This window comes from Roseateles sp. P1_C6 (assembly GCF_056406315.1).
Genome location: NZ_JBFUAK010000002.1, coordinates 293,596 through 317,240 on the forward strand (window position 1 = coordinate 293,596; position 23,645 = coordinate 317,240).

General features: G+C 68.5%; 22 protein-coding genes. 10 read left to right on the forward strand and 12 right to left on the reverse strand.

What is annotated here, in order from left to right; translation table 11 throughout:
- Positions 1-53 precede the first annotated feature (53 nt).
- From mnmC to AC1D29_RS04365, 5 genes are all read right to left on the reverse strand, one after another.
- Entirely contained in the window at positions 54-1,946 is a 1,893-nt protein-coding gene (gene mnmC, locus AC1D29_RS04345) for a bifunctional tRNA (5-methylaminomethyl-2-thiouridine)(34)-methyltransferase MnmC2/FAD-dependent 5-carboxymethylaminomethyl-2-thiouridine(34) oxidoreductase MnmC1 (RefSeq protein WP_477894671.1), read from the reverse strand.
- Positions 1,943-2,590: a Rossmann-fold NAD(P)-binding domain-containing protein gene (locus AC1D29_RS04350; protein ID WP_477894672.1), complete on the reverse strand. Its 648-nt coding sequence runs from the start codon at positions 2,588-2,590 to the stop codon at positions 1,943-1,945. Before AC1D29_RS04350 ends, mnmC begins: the two co-directional genes overlap by 4 nt.
- Before the next feature lie 5 nt (positions 2,591-2,595).
- Entirely contained in the window at positions 2,596-4,143 is a 1,548-nt protein-coding gene (locus AC1D29_RS04355) for a DEAD/DEAH box helicase (RefSeq protein ID WP_477894673.1), read from the reverse strand.
- A gap of 143 nt (positions 4,144-4,286) precedes the next feature.
- Positions 4,287-5,879, reverse strand: coding sequence for an ABC transporter substrate-binding protein (locus tag AC1D29_RS04360; protein ID WP_477894674.1), 1,593 nt, complete (start codon positions 5,877-5,879; stop codon positions 4,287-4,289).
- Positions 5,880-5,945: 66 nt separating this feature from the next.
- The gene (locus tag AC1D29_RS04365; RefSeq protein ID WP_477894675.1) at positions 5,946-6,533 is read right to left on the reverse strand and encodes a DUF642 domain-containing protein; all 588 of its coding nucleotides are present in this window, start codon (positions 6,531-6,533) and stop codon (positions 5,946-5,948) included.
- 197 nt (positions 6,534-6,730) lie between these two features.
- Here AC1D29_RS04365 and ettA point away from each other — a divergent pair, with 197 nt between their 5' ends.
- The 4 genes from ettA (at position 6,731) to AC1D29_RS04385 (ending at position 11,376) form a co-directional block, all read left to right on the forward strand.
- Positions 6,731-8,395, forward strand: a complete 1,665-nt coding sequence (gene ettA / locus AC1D29_RS04370; RefSeq protein WP_477894676.1) for an energy-dependent translational throttle protein EttA — start codon at positions 6,731-6,733, stop codon at positions 8,393-8,395.
- A 148-nt stretch (positions 8,396-8,543) separates the two neighbouring features.
- Positions 8,544-9,038, forward strand: coding sequence for a Spy/CpxP family protein refolding chaperone (locus tag AC1D29_RS04375; RefSeq protein ID WP_477894677.1), 495 nt, complete (start codon positions 8,544-8,546; stop codon positions 9,036-9,038).
- 90 nt (positions 9,039-9,128) lie between these two features.
- Positions 9,129-9,848, forward strand: coding sequence for a response regulator (locus AC1D29_RS04380; protein WP_477894678.1), 720 nt, complete (start codon positions 9,129-9,131; stop codon positions 9,846-9,848).
- A 151-nt stretch (positions 9,849-9,999) separates the two neighbouring features.
- Entirely contained in the window at positions 10,000-11,376 is a 1,377-nt protein-coding gene (locus tag AC1D29_RS04385) for a HAMP domain-containing sensor histidine kinase (protein ID WP_477894679.1), read from the forward strand.
- A 27-nt stretch (positions 11,377-11,403) separates the two neighbouring features.
- Here AC1D29_RS04385 and AC1D29_RS04390 read toward each other — a convergent pair whose 3' ends face one another.
- From AC1D29_RS04390 to trpS, 3 genes are read right to left on the reverse strand one after another with little or no spacing between them, the layout of a single operon-like run.
- Entirely contained in the window at positions 11,404-12,747 is a 1,344-nt protein-coding gene (locus tag AC1D29_RS04390; protein ID WP_477894680.1) for an MATE family efflux transporter, read from the reverse strand.
- On the reverse strand, positions 12,744-13,151 hold the full coding sequence (locus AC1D29_RS04395; RefSeq protein WP_477894681.1) for a DUF3717 domain-containing protein: 408 nt from the start codon (positions 13,149-13,151) through the stop codon (positions 12,744-12,746). The genes AC1D29_RS04390 and AC1D29_RS04395 overlap by 4 nt, the downstream gene beginning before the upstream one ends.
- Complete coding sequence (gene trpS / locus AC1D29_RS04400) at positions 13,148-14,140, reverse strand: tryptophan--tRNA ligase (protein WP_477894682.1); 993 nt, start codon at positions 14,138-14,140, stop codon at positions 13,148-13,150. The genes AC1D29_RS04395 and trpS overlap by 4 nt, the downstream gene beginning before the upstream one ends.
- Positions 14,141-14,211: 71 nt before the next feature.
- Between trpS and purN the strand changes: the two genes are divergently transcribed.
- A complete protein-coding gene (gene purN, locus AC1D29_RS04405; RefSeq protein WP_477894683.1) occupies positions 14,212-14,844 on the forward strand; it encodes a phosphoribosylglycinamide formyltransferase in 633 nt (210 codons plus the stop codon).
- Here purN and AC1D29_RS04410 read toward each other — a convergent pair.
- Entirely contained in the window at positions 14,837-15,490 is a 654-nt protein-coding gene (locus AC1D29_RS04410) for a DUF1345 domain-containing protein (RefSeq protein ID WP_477894684.1), read from the reverse strand. The genes purN and AC1D29_RS04410 overlap by 8 nt on opposite strands.
- A 35-nt stretch (positions 15,491-15,525) precedes the next feature.
- Here AC1D29_RS04410 and AC1D29_RS04415 point away from each other — a divergent pair, with 35 nt between their 5' ends.
- From AC1D29_RS04415 to AC1D29_RS04425, 3 genes are all read left to right on the forward strand, one after another.
- Positions 15,526-16,788 carry an RsmB/NOP family class I SAM-dependent RNA methyltransferase gene (locus AC1D29_RS04415; protein ID WP_477894685.1) on the forward strand — a complete coding sequence of 421 codons (1,263 nt, stop codon included), beginning with the start codon at positions 15,526-15,528 and terminating at the stop codon, positions 16,786-16,788.
- Positions 16,789-16,918: 130 nt separating this feature from the next.
- Entirely contained in the window at positions 16,919-18,130 is a 1,212-nt protein-coding gene (locus AC1D29_RS04420) for a DesA family fatty acid desaturase (protein WP_477894686.1), read from the forward strand.
- 98 nt (positions 18,131-18,228) lie between these two features.
- Positions 18,229-18,717, forward strand: coding sequence for a DUF3016 domain-containing protein (locus AC1D29_RS04425; RefSeq protein ID WP_477894687.1), 489 nt, complete (start codon positions 18,229-18,231; stop codon positions 18,715-18,717).
- Positions 18,718-18,802: 85 nt separating this feature from the next.
- Here AC1D29_RS04425 and rpmG read toward each other — a convergent pair whose 3' ends face one another.
- The 3 genes from rpmG to trxB form a co-directional block, all read right to left on the reverse strand.
- A complete protein-coding gene (gene rpmG / locus AC1D29_RS04430) occupies positions 18,803-18,973 on the reverse strand; it encodes a 50S ribosomal protein L33 (RefSeq protein ID WP_025564431.1) in 171 nt (56 codons plus the stop codon).
- Positions 18,974-19,010: 37 nt separating this feature from the next.
- Positions 19,011-19,244, reverse strand: a complete 234-nt coding sequence (gene rpmB, locus AC1D29_RS04435) for a 50S ribosomal protein L28 (RefSeq protein ID WP_477894688.1) — start codon at positions 19,242-19,244, stop codon at positions 19,011-19,013.
- A gap of 194 nt (positions 19,245-19,438) precedes the next feature.
- A complete protein-coding gene (trxB, locus tag AC1D29_RS04440) occupies positions 19,439-20,398 on the reverse strand; it encodes a thioredoxin-disulfide reductase (RefSeq protein ID WP_477894689.1) in 960 nt (319 codons plus the stop codon).
- Between the two features lie 175 nt (positions 20,399-20,573).
- Here trxB and AC1D29_RS04445 point away from each other — a divergent pair, with 175 nt between their 5' ends.
- Both AC1D29_RS04445 and AC1D29_RS04450 read left to right on the forward strand, forming a co-directional pair.
- Positions 20,574-21,242, forward strand: a complete 669-nt coding sequence (locus AC1D29_RS04445) for a Crp/Fnr family transcriptional regulator (RefSeq protein WP_056196243.1) — start codon at positions 20,574-20,576, stop codon at positions 21,240-21,242.
- Positions 21,243-21,258: 16 nt separating this feature from the next.
- On the forward strand, positions 21,259-23,637 hold the full coding sequence (locus tag AC1D29_RS04450; RefSeq protein WP_477894690.1) for a DNA translocase FtsK: 2,379 nt from the start codon (positions 21,259-21,261) through the stop codon (positions 23,635-23,637).
- The last annotated feature ends 8 nt before the right edge of the window (positions 23,638-23,645 follow it).

A 23,645-nucleotide genomic window follows, 5' to 3' on the forward strand; every position in this document is an offset into this window, starting at 1 on the left:
GTGTGCCTCTGCACCCTGGCGCTGAACAGCGCTTCAGGGCCGTGAAACCGGGTCTAAACCGCTGCTATTGCACGCCGGCTGCGCCGCAGCGCGAAGCGAACGGGGTCGACCGCATCGAGCAGTTCGGCCTCCAGCGGCCGCGGCGCGCCCAGGGCCAGCGCAGCGACGAGCTGCCCGGCCAGGGCCGCCCAGCCGATGCCGCGCGATGCGAAGGCCGTGCAGACGACCAGGCCCGGCTGGCGCGGCTGCAGGCGCAACTGCTCGGCCGGTGTGCCGGGCGCGGCCAGGCCGCCGATCAGCGGCAGGCGGTCCGGCGCGATCAGCCGCCAGGCGACGCGGCCGGCGAGTGCCGCGTCGGGCGGTGCCGCCAGGCCCGCCAGGCGGGCATAGCGGGCCAGGTTGTCGGCCTGGTCGGACTCGCGCAGCGCGGGGTCCAGGTCGCCGTCCTGCGTCGTCGCGCCGCACCACACGCCGCCGCGGCCATCGGCGATCGCATAGCCCTCGCCGGCAATGGGCACCGCGGGGCACCAGGGGGCGTCCTGCAAGTGGCTGAGCTGGCCGCGCTGCACGACCAGGCCGTCAGCCAGACCGTGAGCCAGACCGTCCAGTTCGCCCAGCAGGGGCAGCTGCGCATGGCCACCGGCCAGCACGACGAGGGGCGCGCTGTCGATGACATGACCCGTGGCGTCCAGCAACTGCCAGCCCTCGCCGCCCTGCCGCAGCGCCGCCACCGCGGTGCCCAGCCGCAGCTCGGCGCCGCTGGCCGTCAGCATCGCCCGCGTGTGGGCCGCCGGGTCCACGGCGCCGCCGCCGGGGTAGAACCAGGCCGGGTGGGCGAGGGCGGTGCCGGCCAGGGCCGATGCGGCGTCGGCGGACAAGGCTTGCACATAGCCCGGTGCGCCCCGCATGGCCGCCAGCGGCAGCCGGGTCTCCAGCCGCAGCAGGCCCCGCTGGTGCGCCAAGCCCAGCTCGGCCAGCAGTGCTTGCGTGGCCAGCGCGGCCGCGCGGTTGAAGCGGGCGTGCGGGCCGTCGTCGGGGTTGACGGTGCCGTGGAAGAGGCCGGCTGGGTTGCCCGAACTGGCCTGGGCGGGGCCCGCGAGCGCGTCGACGACGGTGCAGGACAGGCCCTGACGCGACAAGGCCAGCGCGCAGGCCGCACCCGCCAGGCCGGCACCGAGGATGACGGCCCGGCGCGCACCCGGCGCCAGCGGCTCGCGCCCGGCCGGGCGCTGCGGTGTGTGCCGCGGCGCGAAGCGGGCGACAGTCATCTCCGGCTTGTTGGCAAAGCCCGGCGCCAGCTCGACGTCGAAGCTCAGCGCCGCCAATGCTCTGCGCATGGGGCGCGAGATGCTCCAGGTCGCGGCGGTCATGCCGGGCGCCGCGTGGCGGGACAGGCTCTTCAGCAGCCATTCGTCCCACAGCTCGGGGTTGCGCGACGGCGCGAAGCCGTCGAGGTAGAGCGCGTCGGCGTCCAGCACGAGTTCGCGCACCAGGGCGCGCGCCTCGCCCAGGCCCAGCAGCAATTCCACGCGGCCGCCCTCGAAGCCGAGCGTGTGCAACCCGGCCGTCAGCGGCGGCCAGCGGGCCATGAGCTGCGCCGCCAGTTCGGCCAACGGGCTGGCGGCATGCACACGGGCCAGGTCCTCGCGGCGCAGCGGGTGCTTCTCGACGCTGACGAACACCAGCCGCTCGCAGCGGGCCGGGTCTTGCCGCCAGGCGTCCCAGGTCGCCAGGAAGTTGTTGCCCAGGCCGAAGCCGGTCTCCAGCACGACGAAGCGCTCGCGCCCCTGCCAGCGCGCGGGCAGGCCGTTGCCGGCGACAAAGATGTGGCGGGCCTGCGGCAGCGCGCCGGCGCGCGAGTGGTAGACGTCGCCGAAGTGGGGCGATGCGGGCGCCGCGGGGTCGGAGAAGTCGACCTCGGCCGGCGTGACGGCCGGGGACTTCATTGGCCCAAACGCTGCATCTCGCCGGACTCGATGATGCGCACGGCGGGGCCGGGGGACTGCAGCGTCAGGCGCAGCGCGCGCGCGATGCGTTGCGGCGAGATGGGGCGCCAGACCGCCGGGATGAGGCCGGCCAGCGGCCGCACGAGCTTCAGCGTCCAGGCTTCGGCGCTGCGGCGCGGCTGGTCGAGCTGCTCGCGTTCGCCGTCCAGCAGCGACGGCCGCGCGATGACCAGGCGTTCAAAGCCCAGTGCGATCAACGCGTCCTCGGCCTCGCCCTTGACCTGGTTGTAGAACACCGTCGAGCGCGCGTTGGCGCCCAGCGCGGACACCAGGCCGCAGTGCGTGGCGCCGGCTTCACGGGCCGCACGGGCCACGGTCAGCACGGCATCGAAGTCCGCGGCGCGAAAAGCCGCCCGCGAGCCGGCCTGCGCCATCGTCGTGCCCAGCGCGATGAACACGCGGCCCGGCGCGGGCAGCGCAGAAAAGGAAACGGGACTGCCGTAGTCCACCGTCGCGGTGGGCACAGGCAGTCCCGTGGTGGGCCGGCGCACCAGCGCCAGGCCTTGCGGCAGCTCGGCCGCCAGCGCCCGACCGACCAGCCCGGTCGCGCCGGCAATCCAGTCGGGACGGGGCGTGGCGGCCATGCGCTTTATCGCTTCGGTTGCGTCAGGCGCGGGCCGTTGTTGTGGCGCGGCGCGCTGCCGTCACCGCGGCTGGGCTGGCTGGAGGCCGAGCGCGGCGCGTGCTGCGAGTGCGGCTTGGCCGCTGGCTTGGCACCGCCAACGCCGGTGTGGCCGGCGGTCTTGGCGCCGCCATGGCCGGTGTGGGCGCCGCCCGGCTTGCCTGCATGCCCACCGGGGCGGCCGCCGTCACGAGAACCGCCGCGGTTGTCGCCACCACGGCCACCACCACCACCGCCGCCATGGCCACCACGGCCGCTGCGGCCGTTGGCACCGGCGGGCGGGTTGGGGTTGCGGCCGCGGCTGCCGTTGGGGTTCAGCACGGTGCGGCCCAGCACGATGGGCTCGGCGCGCTCATTCGGGTCGGGCGCGAAGCCGGGCACGATTTCCTTCGGGATCTCGCGCTTGATGAGGCGCTCGATCTCCTTCAGGAAGCCGTTCTCGTCGACGCAGACCAGGCTGACCGCCTCGCCCGTGGCGCCGGCGCGGCCGGTGCGGCCGATGCGGTGCACATAGTCTTCGGCCACGTTGGGCAGCTCGAAGTTGACGACGTGGGGCAACTGGTCGATGTCGATGCCGCGGGCGGCGATGTCGGTCGCCACCAGGCAGGTCAGGTCGCCGGTCTTGAAGTCGGCCAGCGCCTTGGTGCGGGCACCCTGGCTCTTGTTGCCGTGGATGGCCATGGCGCTGATGCCCTGGTCGTTCAGGTAGTCGGTCAGCCGGTTGGCGCCGTGCTTCATGCGCGTGAAGATCAGCACCTGGTGCCAGGGTTGGCCGTCGACACCACCCTTGATGAGGTGGGCCAGCAGTTCCTTCTTGCGCTCGCGGCCAACCGGGTGGACCTTCTGCGCGATGGCGTCGTTGGTCTGGTTGCGGCGGGCCACCTCGATCAGCGCCGGGGCGTTGAGCAGGCGGTCGGCGAGGTTCTTGATCTCGTCGCTGAACGTCGCGCTGAACAGCAGCGACTGCTTCTTGGCCGGCAGCAGCGCCAGCACCTTCTTGATGTCGTGCACGAAGCCCATGTCGAGCATGCGGTCGGCTTCGTCCAGCACCAGGATCTGCACCTGCGACAGGTCCAGCGTGCCTTGCTGCGCGTGGTCGAGCAGGCGGCCGGGCGTGGCGACGAGGATGTCGACGCCGTCGCGCAGCTTGTTGATCTGCGGCTGCATGCCGACGCCGCCGAACATGACCATGCTCTTGAGCGGCAGGTACTTGCCGTAGGTCTGCACGCTTTCCTCGACCTGGGCGGCCAGTTCGCGGGTGGGCGTCAGCACGAGGGCGCGGATGGCGATCTTGCCGCGCTTGTTGAGCAGCTTCTCGCCAGTGGACAGGCGGTGCAGCAGCGGCAGCGTGAAGCCGGCCGTCTTGCCGGTGCCGGTCTGGGCGCCGGCCAGCAGGTCACCACCGTTCAAGACGGCGGGAATGGCCTGGGCCTGGATGGGGGTGGGGGTGGTGTAGCCAGCGTCGGCAATGGCCTTGAGCAGCGGCGCTGCCAGGCCGAGGGAATCGAAACTCATTCGGTAGGGGGAGTGAGCACGCCTGGTCGCATCGCCTGCCGCGCCGCGGAGAGCGGCGCCAGTCTTCGGGCAGGGCGGGCAGCGTGCAGGGGCTGAAAAGAGAACGCCGCGCAAGACTGAGAAGCGCGGCGGATGTCGGCATTCTACTTGCCCGCGACCTGCACCCAGTCGACGCTGAGCCAATTGGCCGGGGAATGCGGCACGGAGATGTCGGCGCGCATGGCCCAGGGGATGACTTGCCGGTGCAGCGGGATCAGGTTGACCTGCTCGCGGTAGGCCTGCAGCGCGGCCTTGACGAGGCCCTGGCGCTTGGCGGCGTCGGTCTCGATGCTGGACGCGGCGGCCAGCGCGTCGCCCTTGTCGTTGATGATGCCGCTGTAGTTGCCCACGCCCACGCCCTGCTCGCCGCGGTTGCGCAGCACCGGGGTCAGCATGACCTCGGCGTCCACGGTGCCGCCGCCCCAGCCGGCCAGGTACAGGCTGGTGTCGAACTTCTCGACCTTGGGGAAGAAGAGCGCACGCGTCATCGCGTTGACGCGCACCTTGACCTTCAACTGCGCCCACATGCTGGCGATGGCCACGCACAGCTTCTCGTCGTTGATGTAGCGGTTGTTGGGGCAGTCCATCGTCACCTCGAAGCCATCGGCATAGCCAGCATCAAGCATCAGCTTCCTGGCGGCGGCCAGGTCGTAGGGCAGGCGGGTTTCCAGGGCCGGGTCGTTGTAGCTGCCCAGCGGCGACGGTGTCAGCGCGCCGGTGGGCACCGAGTAGCCAGCCATCAGCTTGGTCTTGATGGCCTCGATGTCGATGGCCTGGTACAGCGCGCGGCGCACGCGGATGTCCTTGAACGGGTTCTTCCCGCCTGGCGCCTGGCCGTACAGCAGCGAGTCGCGCGTCTGGTCCATGCCGAGGAAGATGAGGCGGTTTTCCGGGCCGTCGATGACCTTGAGCCCGGACGAGCGGCGCAGCCGCTCGATGTCGCGAGAGGGTGGATCCAGCACCAGGTCGATCTCGCCGGTGATCAGCGCGGCAGTGCGCGTCGAGTCGTTGCTGATGGGCACGAAGGTGAAGGCCTGCACATTGCCCTGGTCCGGTGCCGTCCTGCCCCACCAGTCCGGGTTGCGCTTGTAGCTGGTCTTCACGCCGGGTTCGCGGCTGACCAGCATGAAGGGGCCGGTGCCGTTGGTGTGCAGGTTGGCGTAGTTGTCTTCCTTCTCCTTGAAGTTCAGCGGCCGGGTGATCTTGTGCTGCTCGCACCAGCGCTTGTTCATGATCATCAGGTTGATCAGGTGCTCGGCAAAGATGGGGTTGGGCTTGGTCAGCGTGAACTCCACCGTCAGCGGGTCGACGGCCTTGGGCATGCCCACCGCGTTGGCGTAGACGCGGAACGGCGAGTTCGCGTCGCGCAGCCGCTGCATGGAGAACACCACGTCCTCGGCGCTGAAGGGGCTGCCGTCGTGGAACTTGACGCCGGCGCGCAGCTTGACGCGCCACAGCAGCGGGTTCACCTGCGTCCATTCGGTGGCCAGCGACGGGCCCAGGGTCTGGTCGCGCATGCGCCGCACCAGGTATTCGTAGACCTGGTTGTTCAGCGAGTTGGTCATCAACTCGTTCTGCGAATGCGGGTCCAGCGTCTGCAGGTCGCCCTGGGCGGTCCAGCGCAGGGTCTGGGCGGGCGCGGCAAGCGCCGTCAGCCACAGCGGGAGGAGAAGACAGACGGAGCGCAGAAACGACATGGCCACCTCATCGATACGACGGGTGGCCAGTCTAGGGGCGCTGGGCGGCGGGTTCGCCGCGTGGGGTCAGCTGCGGCGGCGCTTCAGCAGTGCAAGGCCGCCCAGGCCCAGCAGCAGCAGCGCGGCGCTGGCGGGTTCCGGCACGGCGGCGGTCAGCGTCACGTTGTCCAGGATCGCGCCCTGGTTGTCGCCGCCGGCGTTGGCAAAGCTCAGCGTGTAGGAGGAGGTCACGCCGGGGGTGAAGGCCAGCGACAGCGTCTGGTACGGCGCGGCGCTGCTGCTATCGGCGAGGCTGTAGTTCAGGCTGGTGGTGCCCAGGCTGACGGTGCCGGTCTCAGTGCCGGCGCCGCGGCGGTTGCCGGCGATGTCGAAGCTCAGCGTGTAGGTGGTGCCGGCTGTCAGCGTGACGCTGCGGCTCAGCACGCCGGACAGACCGTTGCTGCCGTCCAGGTCGATGCAGGTGCCGCTGCCGGCGCACAGCTCGCCGTACAGGCCCGGGCCGATGACGTCGACGGTGCCGGCGTTGGTGACGGTCCAGCCCGTCGGCACGCTGTTCAGATTGAGCGCGTTGGCTTGAAAGCTGTCGCTGAACACAGTCTGCGCTTGGGCAGCGGTGGCGAGCAGGGCAAAGGTGAGGGCGGCAAGGGATTTCATGGGTTGAATTGTTGGAGAGCACAGCGCGGGTCCCATCCCCGTGAGCGCGGGGTGAGGCGCCGCGGCGTGTGCAATCCAGCACGGCCGGGGCCGGCAGCGATGGCCGGCCCCGCATCGGCGACAATCACGGCAACCCTTTTGATCCGCAGGCCCCGAGCCGTTTCGGGGCCTGCGTTGTTTTTGTCCGGAGCAGGTCCATGGCCCAGTACGTTTTCTCGATGAACCGCGTCAACAAGACGGTTCCCCCCAAGCGCCACATCCTCAAGGACATCTCGCTGAGCTTCTTCCCCGGCGCCAAGATCGGCGTGCTGGGCGTGAACGGCTCGGGCAAGTCGACCATCCTGAAGATCATGGCCGGCGTCGACAAGGAGTACGAGGGCGAAGCCATCCCGATGCCCGGCATCAAGATCGGCTACCTGGAGCAGGAGCCGCGCCTGAACCCCGAGCAGACCGTGCGCGAGGCCGTGGAAGAGGGCATCGGCGGCGTGCTGGCCGCCAAGAAGCGCCTGGACGAGGTCTACGCGGCCTACGCCGAGCCGGACGCCGACTTCGACGCGCTGGCCGCCGAGCAGGGCGAGCTGGAAGCCATCATTGCCGCCGCCGGCTCCGAGAACACCGACCTGCAGCTGGAACTGGCCGCCGACGCGCTGAACCTGCCGCCGTGGGACGCCGTCATCGGCGTGCTGTCCGGCGGCGAGAAGCGCCGCGTGGCGCTGTGCCGCCTGCTGCTGTCCAAGCCTGACATGCTGCTGCTGGACGAGCCCACCAACCACCTGGACGCTGAAAGTGTCGAGTGGCTGGAGCAGTTCCTGCAGCGCTTCCCTGGCACCGTGGTGGCCATCACCCACGATCGCTACTTCCTGGACAACGCGGCCGAGTGGATTCTTGAACTCGACCGCGGCCACGGCATCCCATGGAAGGGCAACTACTCCGACTGGCTGGACCAGAAGGAAAAGCGCCTGGAGACCGAGCAGAAGTCCGAAGACGCGCGCATGAAGGCGATGAAGGAGGAACTGAAGTGGGTTCGCTCCAACGCGAAGGGCCGCCAGGCCAAGAGCAAGGCGCGCCTGGCCCGCTTCGAGGAACTGTCGGACGTCGAATACCAGCAGCGCAACGTGACCAACGAAATCTTCATCCCCGTGGCCGAGCGCCTGGGCAATGAAGTCATCGAGTTCGAGAACGTCAGCAAGAGCTTTGGCGACCGCGTGCTGATCGACAACCTGTCGTTCAAGGTGCCGGCTGGCGCCATCGTCGGCATCATCGGCCCCAACGGCGCCGGCAAGTCGACGCTGTTCCGCATGCTGCAGGGCGTGGAGCAGCCGGACTCGGGCACGGTCAAGATCGGCAAGACGGCCAAGATGGCCTTTGTCGACCAGAGCCGCGAGAGCATGGAAGCCGACAAGACCGTGTGGCAGGACGTCTCCGGCGGCCTGGACAACATCATCGTCGGCAAGTTCATCATGCCCAGCCGCGCCTACCTGGGCCGCTTCAACTTCAAGGGCAACGACCAGCAGAAACTCGTCGGCGCGCTGTCCGGCGGTGAACGCGGCCGCCTGCACCTGGCCAAGACCCTGGCGCAGGGCGGCAACGTGCTGATGCTGGACGAACCGTCCAACGACCTGGACGTCGAAACGCTGCGCGCCCTGGAAGAAGCACTGCTGGAGTTCGCCGGCTCGGCCATGGTCATCAGCCATGACCGCTGGTTCCTGGACCGCATCTGCACGCACATCCTGGCCTGCGAAGGCAACTCGCAGTGGTTCTTCTTCGACGGCAACTTCCACGAGTACGAGGCCGACAAGAAGAAGCGCCTGGGCGAGGAAGGCGCGCGCCCGAAGCGCATGCGCTTCAAGCCCATCAAGTGATGCCTTGGGGCGGCCTGGCGCCGCTTCAAGTCGGGTGCGTGTAAGGCTGGCGACGACAACGGGACACAGTTCTTTACGCCACCCCCAAAGATGCCACACAGGCCGCCTGGAAGATGACCTCACTCACTCTTCTTCCAGGAGACCTCTGATGAAGTCCTTCCAGATCCACAACCTGTTGCGTGTCGGTGCGGTGGCTGCGGCCCTCGCCCTCGGTGGTGTTGCCGCCCAGGCCCAGCCCGGCGGCCCTGGTGGTCATCACCGCGGTGGCCCGGCCATGATGGCCCCCGGCGGCCTGTTCGGCGGCCACCTCGAGCATGTGCTCGACCTGGTCAACGCGACGGATGCCCAGCGCAGCCAGATCGAAGCCATCTTCAAGGCCGCGCGCCAGGACTTGTCCGGCCAGCGCGAGGCCGGCATAAAGTTGCATCAGCAGATGGCCACGCTGTACACGGCCACCAACATCGACGCCGCCGCCATCGAGGCCACGCGCGCGCAGATCAGCGCCCAGCATGAGGTGGCCTCCAAGCGCCTGAGCCAGGCCAGCATCGACGCGGCCCGCGTGCTGACGCCCGAGCAGCGCACCAAGATCGCCGAGGTCATGAAGAAGCGCCAGGCCCGCCACGCTGGCCACAAGGCCGGCTGATTGGCCGAGGCGAGGAGTTCTGCGATGCTTGAGCCCCGCTCCTCCGGCGCCGATGCGCGCCGGCCCTTGTTTTCTTCGCTCGCGCCCTTGATGAGTAGTGCCCGCCTGCTGTTGATCGACGACGACGCCCGCCTGACCGGCATGGTGGGCGACTACCTGCGAGCCGCCGGCTTCGAGGTCAGCACGGCCGGCAACCTGGCCCAGGCGCGCGAGGCGCTGGCACACAGCCGCTTCGAGCTGCTGGTGCTGGACCTGATGCTGCCCGATGGCGATGGCCTGGACTTCTGCCGCTGGCTGCGGGGCGACCCGCGCTGGCGCCACCAGCCGGTGCTGATGCTGTCAGCCCGCGGCGAGCCCATGGACCGCATCCTGGGCCTGGAGCTGGGCGCCGATGACTACCTCGCCAAGCCCTTCGAGCCGCGCGAGCTGCAGGCTCGCATCAAGGCCTTGCTGCGCCGGCTGGAGCCCAAGCTGGACGGCGACGAGGTGCTGCGTTTCGGACGCCTGGAGATCGACCTCGCGGCCCGCGTGGCGCGGCTGGACGGCAAGATCTGCGACCTGACCAGCCACCAGTTCGACCTGCTGGTCGTGCTGGCGCAAAGCCCCGGCCGCGTGCTGAGCCGTGACCAGATCATGGACGCGCTGAAGGGGCATCCGCTGGAGGCCTTCGACCGCTCCATCGACGTGCACATCTCGCGCATCCGCGCCGTCATCGAGGACGATGCGAAGAACCCGCGCCGGGTGCTGACGGTGCGCGGTGCCGGTTATGTCTTTGCCCGCAAGCAGGACGCCGACGCCGACGCGGCCTGAATGATGCCCCTCGCCCAAGGAGTGCCTTGGTCGGTTCCCCACGGGGACGGCGATGCTTGCCGGATCAACCCGCAACCACATCGCCCGTGCGGGCTGGCTTGGGAGCGGCCCGGCGCTCGGCCGGCGAATGCCATGGACGTGGATCACTGAATTGAAATCGCTCTACGTTCGCATCTACCTGACGCTGGTGGCGCTGCTGCTGGCGTTTGCCTTCGGCTCGGCCTGGCTGTTCCAGCGCCACATCGAGCAGGAGCGTGGCAACGTCGAGCTGGCGGCCGGCGAGCGGTTGAACGCGATGGCCGGGTTGCTCAAGCTGGCGCTGCCGCCGGTGACGGCGCCGCGCGAGGAGCAGGCCGCCGTCTTCGCCGACTGGGGCCAGCGCCTGCGCATGCCCATCGCACTGGAGGATGCCAATGGCAAGCGCATCGCGACGACACAGATGTACCAGCGCCGCGTGGACGACCCCGGCGCCATCATCGTCAACGCCAGCCTGGGCGATGGCCGCAGCCTGGAGATGGTGCGCAGCGTGCGTCCGCCCGGTCCGCAGGCTGGTGCGTCCGGTCCCGGTGGCCCGGGCGGCCCGGGTGCTCGCCCGCAGCGCGCGGACGAAGGCCCCTGGACCGGCCCCTGGCTGCACCGTCCCGTGTCGCCGGGCGCGCCCGCGGTGTCGACGCTGGCTGTCGTGCTGGTGCTGCTCTTCATCGGCGTCGCCGTCGGGGCCTACCCGGTCGTGCGTCGCCTGACGCGCCGGCTGGAGGCGCTGAAGCGCGGCGTCGAGCAGTTCGGCTCCGGCCAGCTCGCGCACCGCGTCGATGCCAGCGGCAGCGACGAGGTGGCGGCGCTGGCGACCAGCTTCAACCAGGCGGCCGACCGCATCGAGACACTGCTGCGCTCGCACCAGACGCTGCTGGCCAATGCCAGCCACGAGCTGCGCTCGCCGCTGGCACGCTTGAAGATGGCGTTCGCGATGCTGGACGACGCGGCGCCGGTGCAGCGCGAGCGCCTGGCGCACGAGATCGACGTCAACATCGCCGAGCTGGACGCCCTCGTCGAAGAGGTGTTGCTGGCCAGCCGGCTGGAGGCCGGCAGCGTGGTCGGCGAAACGCATGCCGTCGAGCTGCTGGCCTTGGGAGCCGAGGAGGCCGCACGGGCCGAGGCCGCGTTCGAGCCGGAGGCCGACTCGGCCCTGGTCGATGGCCAGGAGCGGCTGCTGCGCCGCGCGCTGCGCAACCTGCTGGACAACGCGCGCCGCTACGGCGGGCCCGACGTGGAGCTGGCATTGCGCCCGGTTGCCGGTGGTTATGAATTCATCGTCGCCGACCGCGGCCCCGGCGTGCCGGCCGAGATGCGGGAGCGCATCTTCGAACCCTTCTACCGCCTGCCCGGGCACGCCGAGATGGCGGGCGGCGTGGGCCTGGGCCTGAGCCTGGTCAAGCAGATCGCCGAGCGCCATGGCGGCAGCGTGCGCTGCCTGCCGCGTGACGGTGGCGGCAGTCGCTTCGTGCTGTTCCTGCCGAGCTCGCGGTAGGGCCCATTGCCGTAGCGTCAGCAGGCCCTAGCGGTTCTGGTCGAACACACGCCGCAGCAGCAGGCTGAGCAGCAGCGCGGCGGCGATCAGCCCGGCCGTGGCAGCTTGCCAAAAGCCCACGGCGCCCCCGCCATGGGCGCCGAAGGCGAGCACATAGCCGCCGCCTATGCCCAGACCCCACAGCGCGACGACGTAGATGATCATGGGCAGCGTCGCGACCTGGTAGGCACGCAACACATAGGCGGCCACGGTCTGCAACGCGTCGCCGAGATGGAAGAACCACACCCACACCAGCAGCGGCAGCGCGGCCGCCGCCGTCGATGCGTTCGAGGTGTAGAGGGCGACGATGGGCTCGCGCGCGAGCGCGACGACGGCGCCGACGCCAGCCGCGGTCAGCGCGGCCAGCGTCATCGCATGCCGGCCGACGATGCGTGCCTCGTGTTTCTGGGCCGCGCCGAGATGCTGGGCGACCAGCGTCCCGGCAGCGGTGGCCAGCGCGAGCGCGATCATGAACATCATCGCGACGAGATTGACGGCGATCTGGTGGCCGGCCACCGGCGTCGCACCGAGCCGCGCGATGAAGAAGGCCATGAAGGTGAAGCCCGTCACCTCGACGAGGATGGACCCGCCCATCGGCAGCCCCAGCTTCACGAGCGCTGCCAGCTCGCCCCAATGCGGCCGTGTCTGCCACAGGTGCGGGATCTTGAACGGCAGGTAGAAGCCGTCGCGCCTGAGCAGCAGCATGGCGACACCGGCCTGGCCGATCAACGCAATGGCCGTCGCCCAGCCGCAGCCCGCCACGCCCATCGCCGGGATCGGCCCCCAGCCGAAGACGAGGACGGCGTTCAGCGGCACCTTGGCGGCCAGTCCGGTCAGCTGCATCGCCATGACGGCCTTGGGCCGGCTGACGGCCGTCGAGAAGCCGCGGAAGGCGGTGAAGAGCAGGGCAGCCGGCAGCGCGAAGGCCTCGGGCCGCGTGTAGGCCCGCACCTTGTCCGCCTGGGCGGCATCGAGCTGGGCCAGCGCCGTGAACGGGTCGGGGAACCACAGGGCCAGGCAGCCCGGGATGCACAGCAGCAGAGACAGCCACTGCGCTTGCACGAAGCTGCTGCCGGCGCCGGCCAGGTCCTGGGCGCCGAATTGTCGACCGGCGATCGGCCCGACCGCGAGGATGACGCCCATCAGGCCGACGAAGATCGATACATAGGCCGCCGAGCCCACCGCCAGCGCGGCCAGGTCCTCGGGGCTGACGCGGCCCATCATCAGCGTGTCGATGGTGCTGAACATCATCACGGCGATCTGGCCGACAAGGACGGGCCAGGCCAGCGGGACGAGGCGGCGGACGCTGTCGACGAATCGGATGCGGCTCATCGGGTGGCACGCTCCGCGTAGCGATTGAAGCGCCACGCCGTGCCCTCGTGCGTGATGCGGTGCCAGACGACGCGCTTCTCGAACGGGTCGAGCGCCGGCCAGTGCTGCACTTCGTCGAATGTGCGGCCGCAGCCCTTGCAGACCGGGTCGCCCTGCGCCGTGGAGCAGATGGCGATGCAGGGCGAGTCCGGCGTCGTCGTGTACCAGGCCAGCCAGGCATCGAGCGCCTTGTCGCTCAGCGAGCCGACCTCCAGCTCGGCCGCGCGGTTCCACGCGAGCAGCGCATAGGCTGTGGCTAGCGCACGCACCTCGGGCGCGGCGCTGATGCCGTCGGGCGACGGCGAACGCTCGCGCCACCAGTTGATGGCGGCCTCAAGGTCGGTGACGTGGATCAGGGAACTCAAGCCACCAGCCCCATCGCCGCGCGCACCTCGCGCAGCGTCTTGCGAGCGACGGCGCGGGCGCGCTCGGTGCCGACCTCCAGCGTCCACTGCACCTGTTGCGGGTCCAGCGCCGCGGCGCGCTCGCGCCAGGGCGCCTGCTCTCGCTGAATGGCCTCGATCAGCGGCTGCTTGCAGTCCAGGCAGCCGATGCTGGCCGTGCGGCAACCGGTGTCGCAGGCGGCGCGCGTCGCGTCGTCGGTGTAGATCTGGTGCAGCGGCCACACGGGGCAACGCGCCGGGTCGCCGGCGTCCGTGCGGCGCACGCGCTGTGGGTCGGTCGGCATGGTGCGGATCTTGGCGGCCGTGGCCTCCGGCGCGTCGCGCATGGCGATGGCGTTGTCCCCGCTCTTGCTCATCTTCTGGCCGTCCAGGCCGGGCACGCGCGACGTCTGCGTCAGCAGCGCCTGGGGTTCGACGAACACTGGCTGGTACAGCCGGTTGAAACGGCGGCCCACCTCGCGCGTGACTTCCACGTGGGCGGCCTGGTCCTCGCCCACCGGCACGCCGGCCGGCTTGTAGAGCAGGATGTCGGCCGCCTGCAGCAGCGGGTAGCCCAAGAAGCCATAAGTCGCCAGCTCGGGGTCGGCGGCGACCTGGTCCTTGTAGCTGGGCATGCGAGCCAGCCAACTGGACGGCGTGCACATCGCCAGCAGCGTGAACAGCTCGGCATGCTCGGGCATGCGGCTTTGCAGGAACAGCGTGCAGCGCTCGGGGTCGATGCCCGCGGCCAGCCAGTCGGTGACCATGTCGTAGACATGGCGGCTCAGCGTGTCGCGGTCGGGGTGGGAGGTCGTCAGTGCATGCCAGTCGGCGACGAAAAAGAAGCAGTCGTGGCTGTCCTGCAGCTGCACCCAGTTCTTGATGGCGCCGTGGAAGTGGCCGAGATGCAGGGCGCCGGTCGGGCGCATGCCGGAAAGCACGCGCGGGCGGGTGAGGGCGGGAGTGGACATGGGGCGCGGATTGTCGGCCAAGGCCGCCGGCCTGCCGGTCGGCATGGTTGAGAGACCTAAACTGCTGGCCCATGAAAAGACTGGTTGTGCTGATTTCGGGGCGTGGCTCCAACATGGAGGCCATCGTCAAGGCCTGTGCCGCTGAGGGCTGGCCTGCCGAAATTGCCGCCGTCATCAGCAACCGGCCCGATGCCGGTGGCCTGGCCTTTGCGGCCGAGCGCGGCATTGCCACGGCCGTCGTCGACCACAAGGCCTACGCCAGCCGCGAGGATTTCGACGCCGAGCTGGCGCGCGTCATCGACGGTTTCTTGCCCGACTTGGTCATCCTGGCCGGCTTCATGCGCATCCTGACGCCCGGCTTCACGGCCCGTTATGCGCGCCGCATGCTGAACATCCACCCGTCGCTGCTGCCGGCCTTCACGGGTCTGCACACGCATGAGCGCGCGCTGGCCATGGGCTGCAAGCTCGCCGGCGCGACGGTGCATTTCGTGACCGCCGAGCTGGACCATGGCGCCATCGTCATGCAGGGCGTGGTGCCGGTGCTGCCGAGTGATGACGCGAAGACGCTGTCCGCCCGCGTGCTGACGGCCGAGCACCGCATCTACCCGCAGGCGGTGCGCTGGTTCGCGGAAGACGCGCTGGTGTGGGAGGGCGAGGTCGTGCGCCACCGGGACGGCGCCGCGCAGCAGGTGTTCGTCAGCTGATCAGCCCGGCCAGGATGTTGACCGTCAGCGCCAGCACGCCGGTGTTGAAAACGAAGGCCAGCAGGGCCTGGGCGAGCACGAGGCGGCGCATGGCCCGCGAGCTGACGCCGACGTCCGAGGTCTGTGACGTCGCGGCGACGGTGATCGAGAAATACAGGAAGTCGCCGTAGTCCGGCGGCCCTTCGTCGTCGCCGGGGAACTCCAGTCCGTGCGCGGCCTTGCCGCCGCCGTGATACAGGCTCGCGTAGGCAATGCCGAACTCGACAGGCAGCAGCAGCCAGGAGCTGCAGACGGTGGCAATGGCGAACGCCAGCGTGGGCGCGCTGGTTGCATGCGCTTGCTTGGCGGCGCTGAGTTCCAGCGCGATGGCGCCAAAGCTGGCCAGCGCGCCGGTGACGGCCAGCAGCAGCATCACCGGCAGCCCTTCCGCCAGCCCCTTGGCGCGCTGTTGCACGTCCACCGACCCCGTGCGGCCCAGCATCATCCACAGCGCCAGCGGCAGGTAGATCCACAGCGTGAAGTCCCAGTCCAGCAGCAGCCGCGTCGTCGTCGGCAGGTTGCCCGGCCACAGCGCGGCGAGCGCGCTGCCAGCGAGGATGGCCAGCAGCAGTCGGGGTCGCAGCCGCAGCTGGGTCCAGAGGTTCATGCAGGGCGGTGGAAAGGGCTTGGGATAATGGGCCGATGCATCCTAATGCCCTCCTGGAGCTGAGCGCCGAGCTGATCGCCGTCGTCAACCAGCTCGAAGCCCCGGCCGACGCCACCGTGTCCGCCTTTTTCCGTCAACACAAGAACCTCGGCCAGCGCGAGCGCGCCAGCCTCGCCGAGACCGTCTACGCGCTGCTGCGCGAGCGCATCAAGTTCCAGAACCTGGCCCAGAGCGGCACCGGCCCCATGAACCGCCGCCTGGCCATGCTCGCCTGGCGCGGCAATGCGGCCTTCCTGCGCGGAGCGCTCAGCCCCCAGGAGCAGCAGTGGCTGGAGCAGGTCCAGGCCATCGACCCGATGAGCTTGGCGTCCAAGATGCGCCACAACATGCCGGAGTGGCTGGCCGAGCCGCTGCTGGCGCGACTGGGCGAGGACGAATTCTGGAAGCTCGCCAACGCGCTGAACGAGGCCGCCCCGCTGGACCTGCGGGTCAATGCGCTCAAGATGAAGCGCGAGGACGCCCAGGCCCAACTCAAGGCCGCGGGCATCGACGCCGTGCCGACGCCTTACTCGCCGCTGGGGCTGCGCATCGAGGGCAAGCCGGCACTGAACAAGCTGGAGATCTTCACCAGCGGTGGTGTCGAGGTGCAGGACGAGGGCAGCCAGCTGCTGGCCCTGCTGCTGGCGCCCAAGCGCGGCGAGATGGTGGTGGACTTCTGCGCCGGCGCCGGCGGCAAGACGCTGGCCCTGGGCGCGGCCATGCGCAACACCGGCAGGCTCTATGCGTTCGACGTCTCCGGCCACCGGCTGACGGCGCTCAAGCCGCGCCTGGCGCGCAGCGGCCTGTCCAACGTCTACCCGGCCCAGATCGCGCATGAGCGCGACGACCGCATCAAGCGCCTGGCCGGCAAGATCGACCGCGTGCTAGTGGATGCCCCCTGTTCCGGCCTGGGCACGCTGCGCCGCAACCCGGACCTGAAATGGCGCCAGTCGCCTCAAGGCGTGGCGGAACTGCAGGACAAGCAGCGCGCCATCCTGGCCAGCGCGGCTCGGCTGGTGAAGCCTGGTGGCCGTCTGGTGTATGCGACCTGCAGCCTGCTGGACGCCGAGAACGAAGTCATCGCCGCCGAGTTTGCTGCTGCCCATCCTGACTTCCAGCCGCTAGCGGCGGACGAGGCGCTGGACAAGGCCCAGGTCGCGCGAGCGAGCGAACTCGTGGAAAACGGCGCACTTCGCCTGTGGCCGCACCGCCACGCCACGGACGGCTTTTTCGCCGTCGCGTGGGAGCGCAAGGCTTGATTGACGTCAAGAACCGCGCCGATTCACACGCAGACGCCCGAATGTGGGCTACCGAACCCCTTGTTTTTGGGGGCGCTACTCTACAATTGAGATTCCTTCGCATGGCCGCTGTGGCCGAGGTCCTGGACGCATGAACGACATCCTGAACGCGCTGCTGAACTGGTTGGCCGATGGCCTGCTGGGCTTCAGCGCCTGGCAATTGGTGATCTTTACGCTGGTTGTGACCCACATCACGATCGCATCGGTCACGATCTTCCTGCATCGCGCCCAGGCTCACCGCGCGCTGGATCTCGGCCCCATCCCGTCCCACTTCTTCCGCTTCTGGCTCTGGCTGACGACGGGCATGGTCACCCGTGAATGGGTCGCCATTCACCGCAAGCACCACGCCAAGTGCGAAACCGAGGAAGACCCCCACAGCCCGCAGACCCGCGGCCTGAAAAAGGTGCTGGCCGAGGGTGCCGAGCTGTACCGCGCCGAGGCGAAGAACGCCGAGACCATCGCCAAGTACAGCCGCGGCACGCCCGAGGACTGGATCGAGCGCAACCTGTACACCAAGTACAGCTGGCAGGGCGTGGCGTTGATGCTGATCATCAACATGGCGTTGTTCGGCGCCGCCGGCGCGACGATCTGGGCCATCCAGATGATCTGGATCCCGATCTGGGCGGCAGGCGTCATCAACGGCATCGGTCACTACTGGGGCTACCGCAACTTCGAAGCGCCCGACGCCTCGACCAACCTGACGCCCTGGACGCTGATCGTGGGTGGCGAAGAACTGCACAACAACCACCACACCTATCCGACGTCGGCCAAGTTCTCCGTCAAGCCCTACGAGTTCGACATCGGCTGGATGTACATCCGCGGCCTGGAAATGCTGGGCATGGCCAAGGTCCGCAAGACGGCGCCCAAGCTGAGCCTGGGCGAGATCAAGCCGGCTGACGCCCGCACGCTGGAGGCGCTGATCGCGAATCGCTACGAGGTCATGGCGAACTACGCCCGTGACCTGAAGGCCGCCTGCGCGGCCGAACTGGCCAAGGCCCAGGCCGAAGGCGGCAAGCACAGCGAGCGTTTCACGCAGTTCAAGCTGGCCAAGCGCTGGCTGCACCGCGACGAGGACCGCATCCCCGCCGCCGTGCACGGTGAACTGGCCCATGTGCGTGCTGCCAGCCCCGTCATCGACAAACTGGTGACCATGCGCGAAGAGCTGCGCCAGATGTGGACCCGCACGAATGTGTCGGCCGAGCAACTGGTGGCCGACCTGCAGGCCTGGTGCCGCCGCGCCGAGGAAAGCGGCATTGCTGAGTTGCAAGCCTTCTCGATGCGCCTGCGCGCGGCTCACGCCTGAGCGAGGTTTCGGCGGTGTAAAGGGCGCCCTTCGTGGCGCCCTTTTTCTTGGTCTGGCCTAGACTTGGCATACGCAGTCGCTGAATTAGGAGGCGTGCCATGAAATACCGCTGGATCGCTCTGGGCCTGCTGGCCTTGGTTGGCGCGGCACACGCCGATGTGCAAGTCAAGTTCGTCGAGCCGGATAAGTTCTCCGATATCAAGGACAACAACGGCTTTCGTCAGAAGGAAGTGTTGAAGGACATCGAGGCCCACCTGATGGAGCAGGCCGGCAAATACCTGCCGGGCCGCGATGTGCGAATCAACGTGACCGACGTGAACCTGGCCGGTGAGGTCGAGCCCTTCGGGCGCCGGGTGGAATGGCTGCGCGTGATGCGCACCGTCACGCTGCCGTCCATCGCCATGAACTACGAGGTGCTCGAGGGCGGCAAGGTCGTTCGTCAGGGCGAGGTGAACCTGCGCGACATGAATTACCAGGACGGCTTCAACAGCTATTCCAGCGGCGACACGCTGCGCTACGAGAAGCGCATGATTGATCGCTGGTTCAAGGACGAGTTCAACCCGAAGGTGGCGGAAGCCGTTCGCTGAAGTCTCCGCCCAAAAGCAAAACCCGCCAGCGTTGCCGCTTGGCGGGTTTTTTTGCGAGTGTCGACGCGGCTTGCGCCGCGCGTCGTCACTTCAGCTTGATTTCCTTGTACAGCACGTGCTTGCGTGCCTTCGGATCGAACTTCATGAATTCCAGCTTTTCGGGCGTGGTCTTCTTGTTCTTGTTCGTCGTGTAGAAGTGGCCGGTGCCCGCAGTGGACTCCAGCTTGATCTTTTCGCGGCCGCCTTTGGATGCCATGGTCTTGTTCCTTCAGTAGGTCAGTGAACGGCGCGCTTTACAGCTCGCCCTTGGCGCGCAGGTCGGCGATGACCTGGTCGATGCCGACCTTGTCGATCAAACGCAGAGCGGCGTTGCTGATGCGCAGGCGAATCCAGCGGTTTTCCGATTCCACGAAGAAACGGCGGTATTGCAGGTTCGGCAGGAACCGACGCTTGGTTTTGTTGTTGGCGTGGGAAACATTGTTCCCGACCATGGGCTTCTTGCCCGTGACTTGACAGACGCGTGCCATGACGCTTCTCCAGTTTGATGACCTTGACCAGTCGCTGCGAACGGTTCGTCAGCAACCCATTGACCGCAAATGCCTGCTAAACCCAACCCCAGACCATTACAGTCGAAGGCAAGGCGCGATCCATCCGGCAGGCAAGCCCGCGAGTATAGCGGTAAACCCCTGAAATCGGAAGGGGCTCGCCGTGAGGTCGGCGCTCAGCCGTTCTCTTGCTCGAGGAAGCGCTGTGCGTCCAGTGCCGCCATGCAGCCCGTGCCGGCACTGGTGATGGCCTGGCGGTAGACATGATCCTGCACGTCGCCGGCGGCGAAGACGCCAGGCACGCTGGTCATCGTCGCAAAGCCGGCCAGGCCGCTCTTCGTGATGATGTAGCCGTCCTTCATCTCCAGCTGACCCTTGAAGATGTCGGTGTTGGGCTGGTGGCCGATGGCGATGAAGCAGCCGTGGACGGTGATCTCGGCCTTGCTGTCGTCCTTGACGTTGTGGGTGCGCACGCCGGTGACGCCGGAGGCATCGCCCAGCACTTCGTCGAGCTGCTGGAACAGGTGCAGCTTGATCTTGCCGGCCGCTGCCTTCTCCATCAGCCTGTCGACCAGAATGGGCTCGGCGCGGAACTTGTCGCGGCGGTGGATCAGGTGGACGGTGCTGGCGATGTTGGACAGGTAGAGCGCCTCCTCGACAGCGGTGTTGCCGCCGCCGACGACGCAGACTTCCTGGCCACGGTAGAAGAAGCCGTCGCAGGTCGCGCAACCACTGACCCCGCGGCCCATGAAGGACTGCTCAGACTCCAGGCCCAGGTATTTGGCCGACGCGCCGGTCGCGATGATCAGTGCGTCGCAGGTGTAGGTGCCGCTGTCGCCCGTCAGCGTGAAGGGGCGCTTGGAGAAGTCGACCGCGTTGATGTGGTCGAACACGATCTGTGTCTGGAAACGCTCGGCGTGTTGCAGAAATCGCTGCATCAGCTCGGGGCCTTGCACGCCCATCACGTCGGCCGGCCAGTTGTCGACCTCGGTCGTGGTCATGAGCTGACCCCCTTGGGCCATGCCGGTAATCAGCGTAGGCTTGAGATTAGCGCGTGCAGCGTAGATGGCGGCGGTGTAACCGGCGGGGCCCGAGCCGAGGATGAGCAGGCCGTGGTGTTGGATGGATGCGGTCATGACGGAAGAGGTGAGGGCGGTGGCGTGTCTCGCAAGGGTGTCCGGCTGGCACTTAGGGGTGAAAACCCCGGCCTTACCCGATGCGGCGAAGCTTGCCGCGTGTGCACAATGCACGCCATTTTAGGCAGGCGTCTTTCTGGCCGTCGGCCTGGGGCCCCAAACCTGGAGAGTGCATATGGCGATGATTTCCAACCTGGACCTGATCCGGCGCGTTCCGCTGTTCTCGATGCTGACCACCGACCAGGCCCAGTCCATTGCCGACAGCGTCGTCAAGCGCCGCTTCAAGCGCGGTGAACTGATCGTCGAGCAGGGCACCAAGTCCAACGCGCTGTTCATCCTGCTGAACGGCCGCGCCCGCGTGCTGACGGCCGACCACCGCGGCCGCGAGGTCATCCTGGCCGTGCTGCAGTCCGGCGACTACGTCGGCGAGATGAGCCTGATCGACAACGAACCGCACTCGGCGACGGTCCGCGCCGAGGTGCAGACCGACATGCTGGTGCTGGGCCGGCTGGAGTTCGCGCGCTGCCTGCCGGAGAGCAGCAGCCTGTCCTACGGCATCCTGCGCGGCCTGGTCGCGCGACTGCGCAACGCCGACCGCCAGATCGAGTCGCTGGCGCTGCTGGACGTCTACGGTCGCGTCGCGCGCACGCTGCTGGACATGTCCGAGGACGAGAAGGGCATCAAGCTGATCCGCGGCAAGGTGTCGCGCCAGGACATGGCCAAGGTCGTGGGCGCATCGCGCGAGATGGTCAGCCGGGTCATGAAGGACCTGGAGGAGCGCGGCGTCATTGAAACGCTTGAGAACGGATCGGTCGTCATCAAGGAACGACTGACCCACGATTGACGGTGACAATGCGGGGATGAGTTTTCCCCTCGGTTCCCTGCTGGGCGGTGACGCGGCCGCCAGCGAAGCCGCCGCCCCTGCCAAACCCACCCGCCGCCAGGCGCCCAAGCGCGAGGCCGCCCCGCCGTCCGCCGCATCGCGGCTGCTGCGCACGCCCCTTTGGCTGGCCTTGACGGCCTTGCTGTGGGCCTTGCTGGTGCTGGCACTGGCCACGCACGACCTGCGCGACGCGGCCTTCTCGACCAGTGGCCAACGCGCGCTGGTCGGCAACCGTGTTGGCGGCTTCGGTGCCTGGCTGTCGGACGGCCTGCTGTTCCTGTTCGGCTTTTCGGCCTGGTGGCTGCCGCTGCTGACGCTGCGCGCCTGGCTGCGCAGCCTGGCCGGCCTGTTGCGCCACGATGTCGCTCCGGCGCCGCGCTGGAGCCAGCGGGCCCGTTGGTGGGTCGGTGTGCTGCTGCTGATCGGCGCCAGCTGCGCGCTGGAGTGGAGCCGCCTCTACGCCCTCGAGCCCCGCCTGCCGGGCCACGCCGGTGGCCTGCTGGGCTACACGCTGGGGCCGCTGGGCATGAAGGGCCTGGGCTTTGCGGGCTCGGGTGTCGTCTGGATCGTGCTGCTGCTGACCGGCATGGCCTGGGCCATGCGTTTTTCCTGGGGTCATCTGGCCGAGTCCATCGGCGAGCGCATCGAGCAATTCCGCGATCAGCGCCTGGAAAAGCGCGAGATCAAGGCCGACCAGAAGGCCGGCGAGCAGGCCGTCAAGGAGCGCGAGCAGGAGGTCGAGGTCGAGCGCCAGATCGAGCGCCAGGTCGAAGCCGAGCATGCGCCGCTGGTCATCGAGGCACCGATCGTCGAGGTGCCGCAGTCCACGCGCGTCGCCAAGGAGCGCCAGCAGACGCTGTTTGTCGATGCCGGCGACGCCAAGCTGCCGCAGGTCGACCTGCTGGACGCCGCGCCGGGCCGCCAGGAGACGGTGACGCCCGAGTCGCTGGAGATGACCAGCCGCCTCATCGAGAAGAAGCTGCGCGACTTCGGCGTCGAGGTGCACGTGGTCGCGGCGTCGCCTGGCCCGGTCATCACGCGCTACGAGATCGAGCCGGCCACCGGCGTGAAGGGCTCGCAGATCGTCGGCCTGGCCAAGGACCTGGCGCGCTCGCTGAGCCTGGTGTCCATCCGCGTCGTCGAGACCATCCCGGGCAAGAACTACATGGCGCTGGAGCTGCCCAACGCGCGCCGCCAGACCATCCGCCTGTCCGAGATCCTGGGCTCGCAGGTCTACGCCGATGCCGCATCGCAGCTGACGATGGGTCTGGGCAAGGACATCGTGGGCCTGCCCATCGTCGCGGATCTGGCCAAGATGCCGCACTGCCTGGTCGCCGGCACGACCGGTTCGGGCAAGTCCGTGGGCATCAACGCGATGATCCTCAGCCTGCTCTACAAGGCCGAGGCGCGCGACGTGCGGCTCATCCTGATCGACCCCAAGATGCTGGAGATGAGCGTCTACGAGGGCATCCCGCACCTGCTGGCGCCCGTCGTGACCGACATGAAGCAGGCCGGCAACGCGCTGAACTGGTGCGTCGGCGAGATGGAGCGGCGCTACAAGCTCATGTCCAAGATGGGCGTGCGCAACCTGGCCGGCTACAACAAGAAGATCGACGAGGCCAAGGCCAACGGTATCAGCATCCCCAACCCGTTCGCGCTGAACAACGACGACCCGGAACCGCTGGAGCGCCTGCCCTTCATCGTCGTCGTCATCGACGAGCTGGCCGACCTGATGATGGTGGTCGGCAAGAAGATCGAGGAGCTGATCGCCCGCCTGGCGCAGAAGGCGCGGGCGGCCGGCATCCACCTGATCCTGGCCACGCAGCGTCCGTCGGTGGACGTCATCACCGGCCTGATCAAGGCCAACATCCCGACGCGCCTGTCCTTCCAGGTCAGCTCCAAGATCGACAGCCGCACCATCCTCGACCAGATGGGCGCCGAGGCGCTGCTGGGCATGGGCGACATGCTCTACATGCCCTCCGGCACGGGCCTGCCCATCCGCGTGCATGGCGCCTTTGTCAGCGACGACGAGGTCCACCGCGTTGTGGAGTACATCAAGTCCCAAGGTGAACCGAACTACATCGAAGGCATCCTGGAAGGCGGCGTGCTCGACGGCCTCGACGGCGAGGCGCCGGCGCCGGGTGAGTCCAGCGGTGAGCAAGACCCCATGTACGACCAAGCCGTCGCCATCGTCCTACAACATCGCAAGGCGTCCATCTCGCTGGTGCAGCGCCATCTGCGCATAGGCTACAACCGCGCCGCGCGGCTGCTGGAGCAGATGGAGAACTCAGGCCTCGTCGGCGCGCTGGCGTCCAACGGCAGCCGTGAACTGATCATCCCCAAACGCGACGAATGATTCGAGAC

Excerpts from the sequence above, each read along its gene's own strand:
- trpS (WP_477894682.1), bottom strand. The coding sequence starts at position 14,140 with ATGTCCACTCCCGCCCTCACCCGCCCGCGCGTGCTTTCCGGCATGCGC.
- rpmB (WP_477894688.1), bottom strand. The coding sequence starts at position 19,244 with ATGGCACGCGTCTGTCAAGTCACGGGCAAGAAGCCCATGGTCGGGAAC.
- AC1D29_RS04390 (WP_477894680.1), bottom strand. The coding sequence starts at position 12,747 with ATGAGCCGCATCCGATTCGTCGACAGCGTCCGCCGCCTCGTCCCGCTG.
- AC1D29_RS04445 (WP_056196243.1), top strand. The coding sequence starts at position 20,574 with ATGGCGATGATTTCCAACCTGGACCTGATCCGGCGCGTTCCGCTGTTC.
- AC1D29_RS04410 (WP_477894684.1), bottom strand. The coding sequence starts at position 15,490 with ATGAACCTCTGGACCCAGCTGCGGCTGCGACCCCGACTGCTGCTGGCC.
- ettA (WP_477894676.1), top strand. The coding sequence starts at position 6,731 with ATGGCCCAGTACGTTTTCTCGATGAACCGCGTCAACAAGACGGTTCCC.
- AC1D29_RS04355 (WP_477894673.1), bottom strand. The coding sequence starts at position 4,143 with ATGAGTTTCGATTCCCTCGGCCTGGCAGCGCCGCTGCTCAAGGCCATT.
- AC1D29_RS04425 (WP_477894687.1), top strand. The coding sequence starts at position 18,229 with ATGAAATACCGCTGGATCGCTCTGGGCCTGCTGGCCTTGGTTGGCGCG.
- purN (WP_477894683.1), top strand. The coding sequence starts at position 14,212 with ATGAAAAGACTGGTTGTGCTGATTTCGGGGCGTGGCTCCAACATGGAG.
- AC1D29_RS04375 (WP_477894677.1), top strand. The coding sequence starts at position 8,544 with ATGAAGTCCTTCCAGATCCACAACCTGTTGCGTGTCGGTGCGGTGGCT.
- rpmG (WP_025564431.1), bottom strand. The coding sequence starts at position 18,973 with ATGGCATCCAAAGGCGGCCGCGAAAAGATCAAGCTGGAGTCCACTGCG.
- AC1D29_RS04360 (WP_477894674.1), bottom strand. The coding sequence starts at position 5,879 with ATGTCGTTTCTGCGCTCCGTCTGTCTTCTCCTCCCGCTGTGGCTGACG.
- AC1D29_RS04365 (WP_477894675.1), bottom strand. The coding sequence starts at position 6,533 with ATGAAATCCCTTGCCGCCCTCACCTTTGCCCTGCTCGCCACCGCTGCC.
- AC1D29_RS04420 (WP_477894686.1), top strand. The coding sequence starts at position 16,919 with ATGAACGACATCCTGAACGCGCTGCTGAACTGGTTGGCCGATGGCCTG.
- AC1D29_RS04450 (WP_477894690.1), top strand. The coding sequence starts at position 21,259 with ATGAGTTTTCCCCTCGGTTCCCTGCTGGGCGGTGACGCGGCCGCCAGC.
- mnmC (WP_477894671.1), bottom strand. The coding sequence starts at position 1,946 with ATGAAGTCCCCGGCCGTCACGCCGGCCGAGGTCGACTTCTCCGACCCC.
- trxB (WP_477894689.1), bottom strand. The coding sequence starts at position 20,398 with ATGACCGCATCCATCCAACACCACGGCCTGCTCATCCTCGGCTCGGGC.
- AC1D29_RS04350 (WP_477894672.1), bottom strand. The coding sequence starts at position 2,590 with ATGGCCGCCACGCCCCGTCCCGACTGGATTGCCGGCGCGACCGGGCTG.
- AC1D29_RS04380 (WP_477894678.1), top strand. The coding sequence starts at position 9,129 with ATGAGTAGTGCCCGCCTGCTGTTGATCGACGACGACGCCCGCCTGACC.
- AC1D29_RS04415 (WP_477894685.1), top strand. The coding sequence starts at position 15,526 with ATGCATCCTAATGCCCTCCTGGAGCTGAGCGCCGAGCTGATCGCCGTC.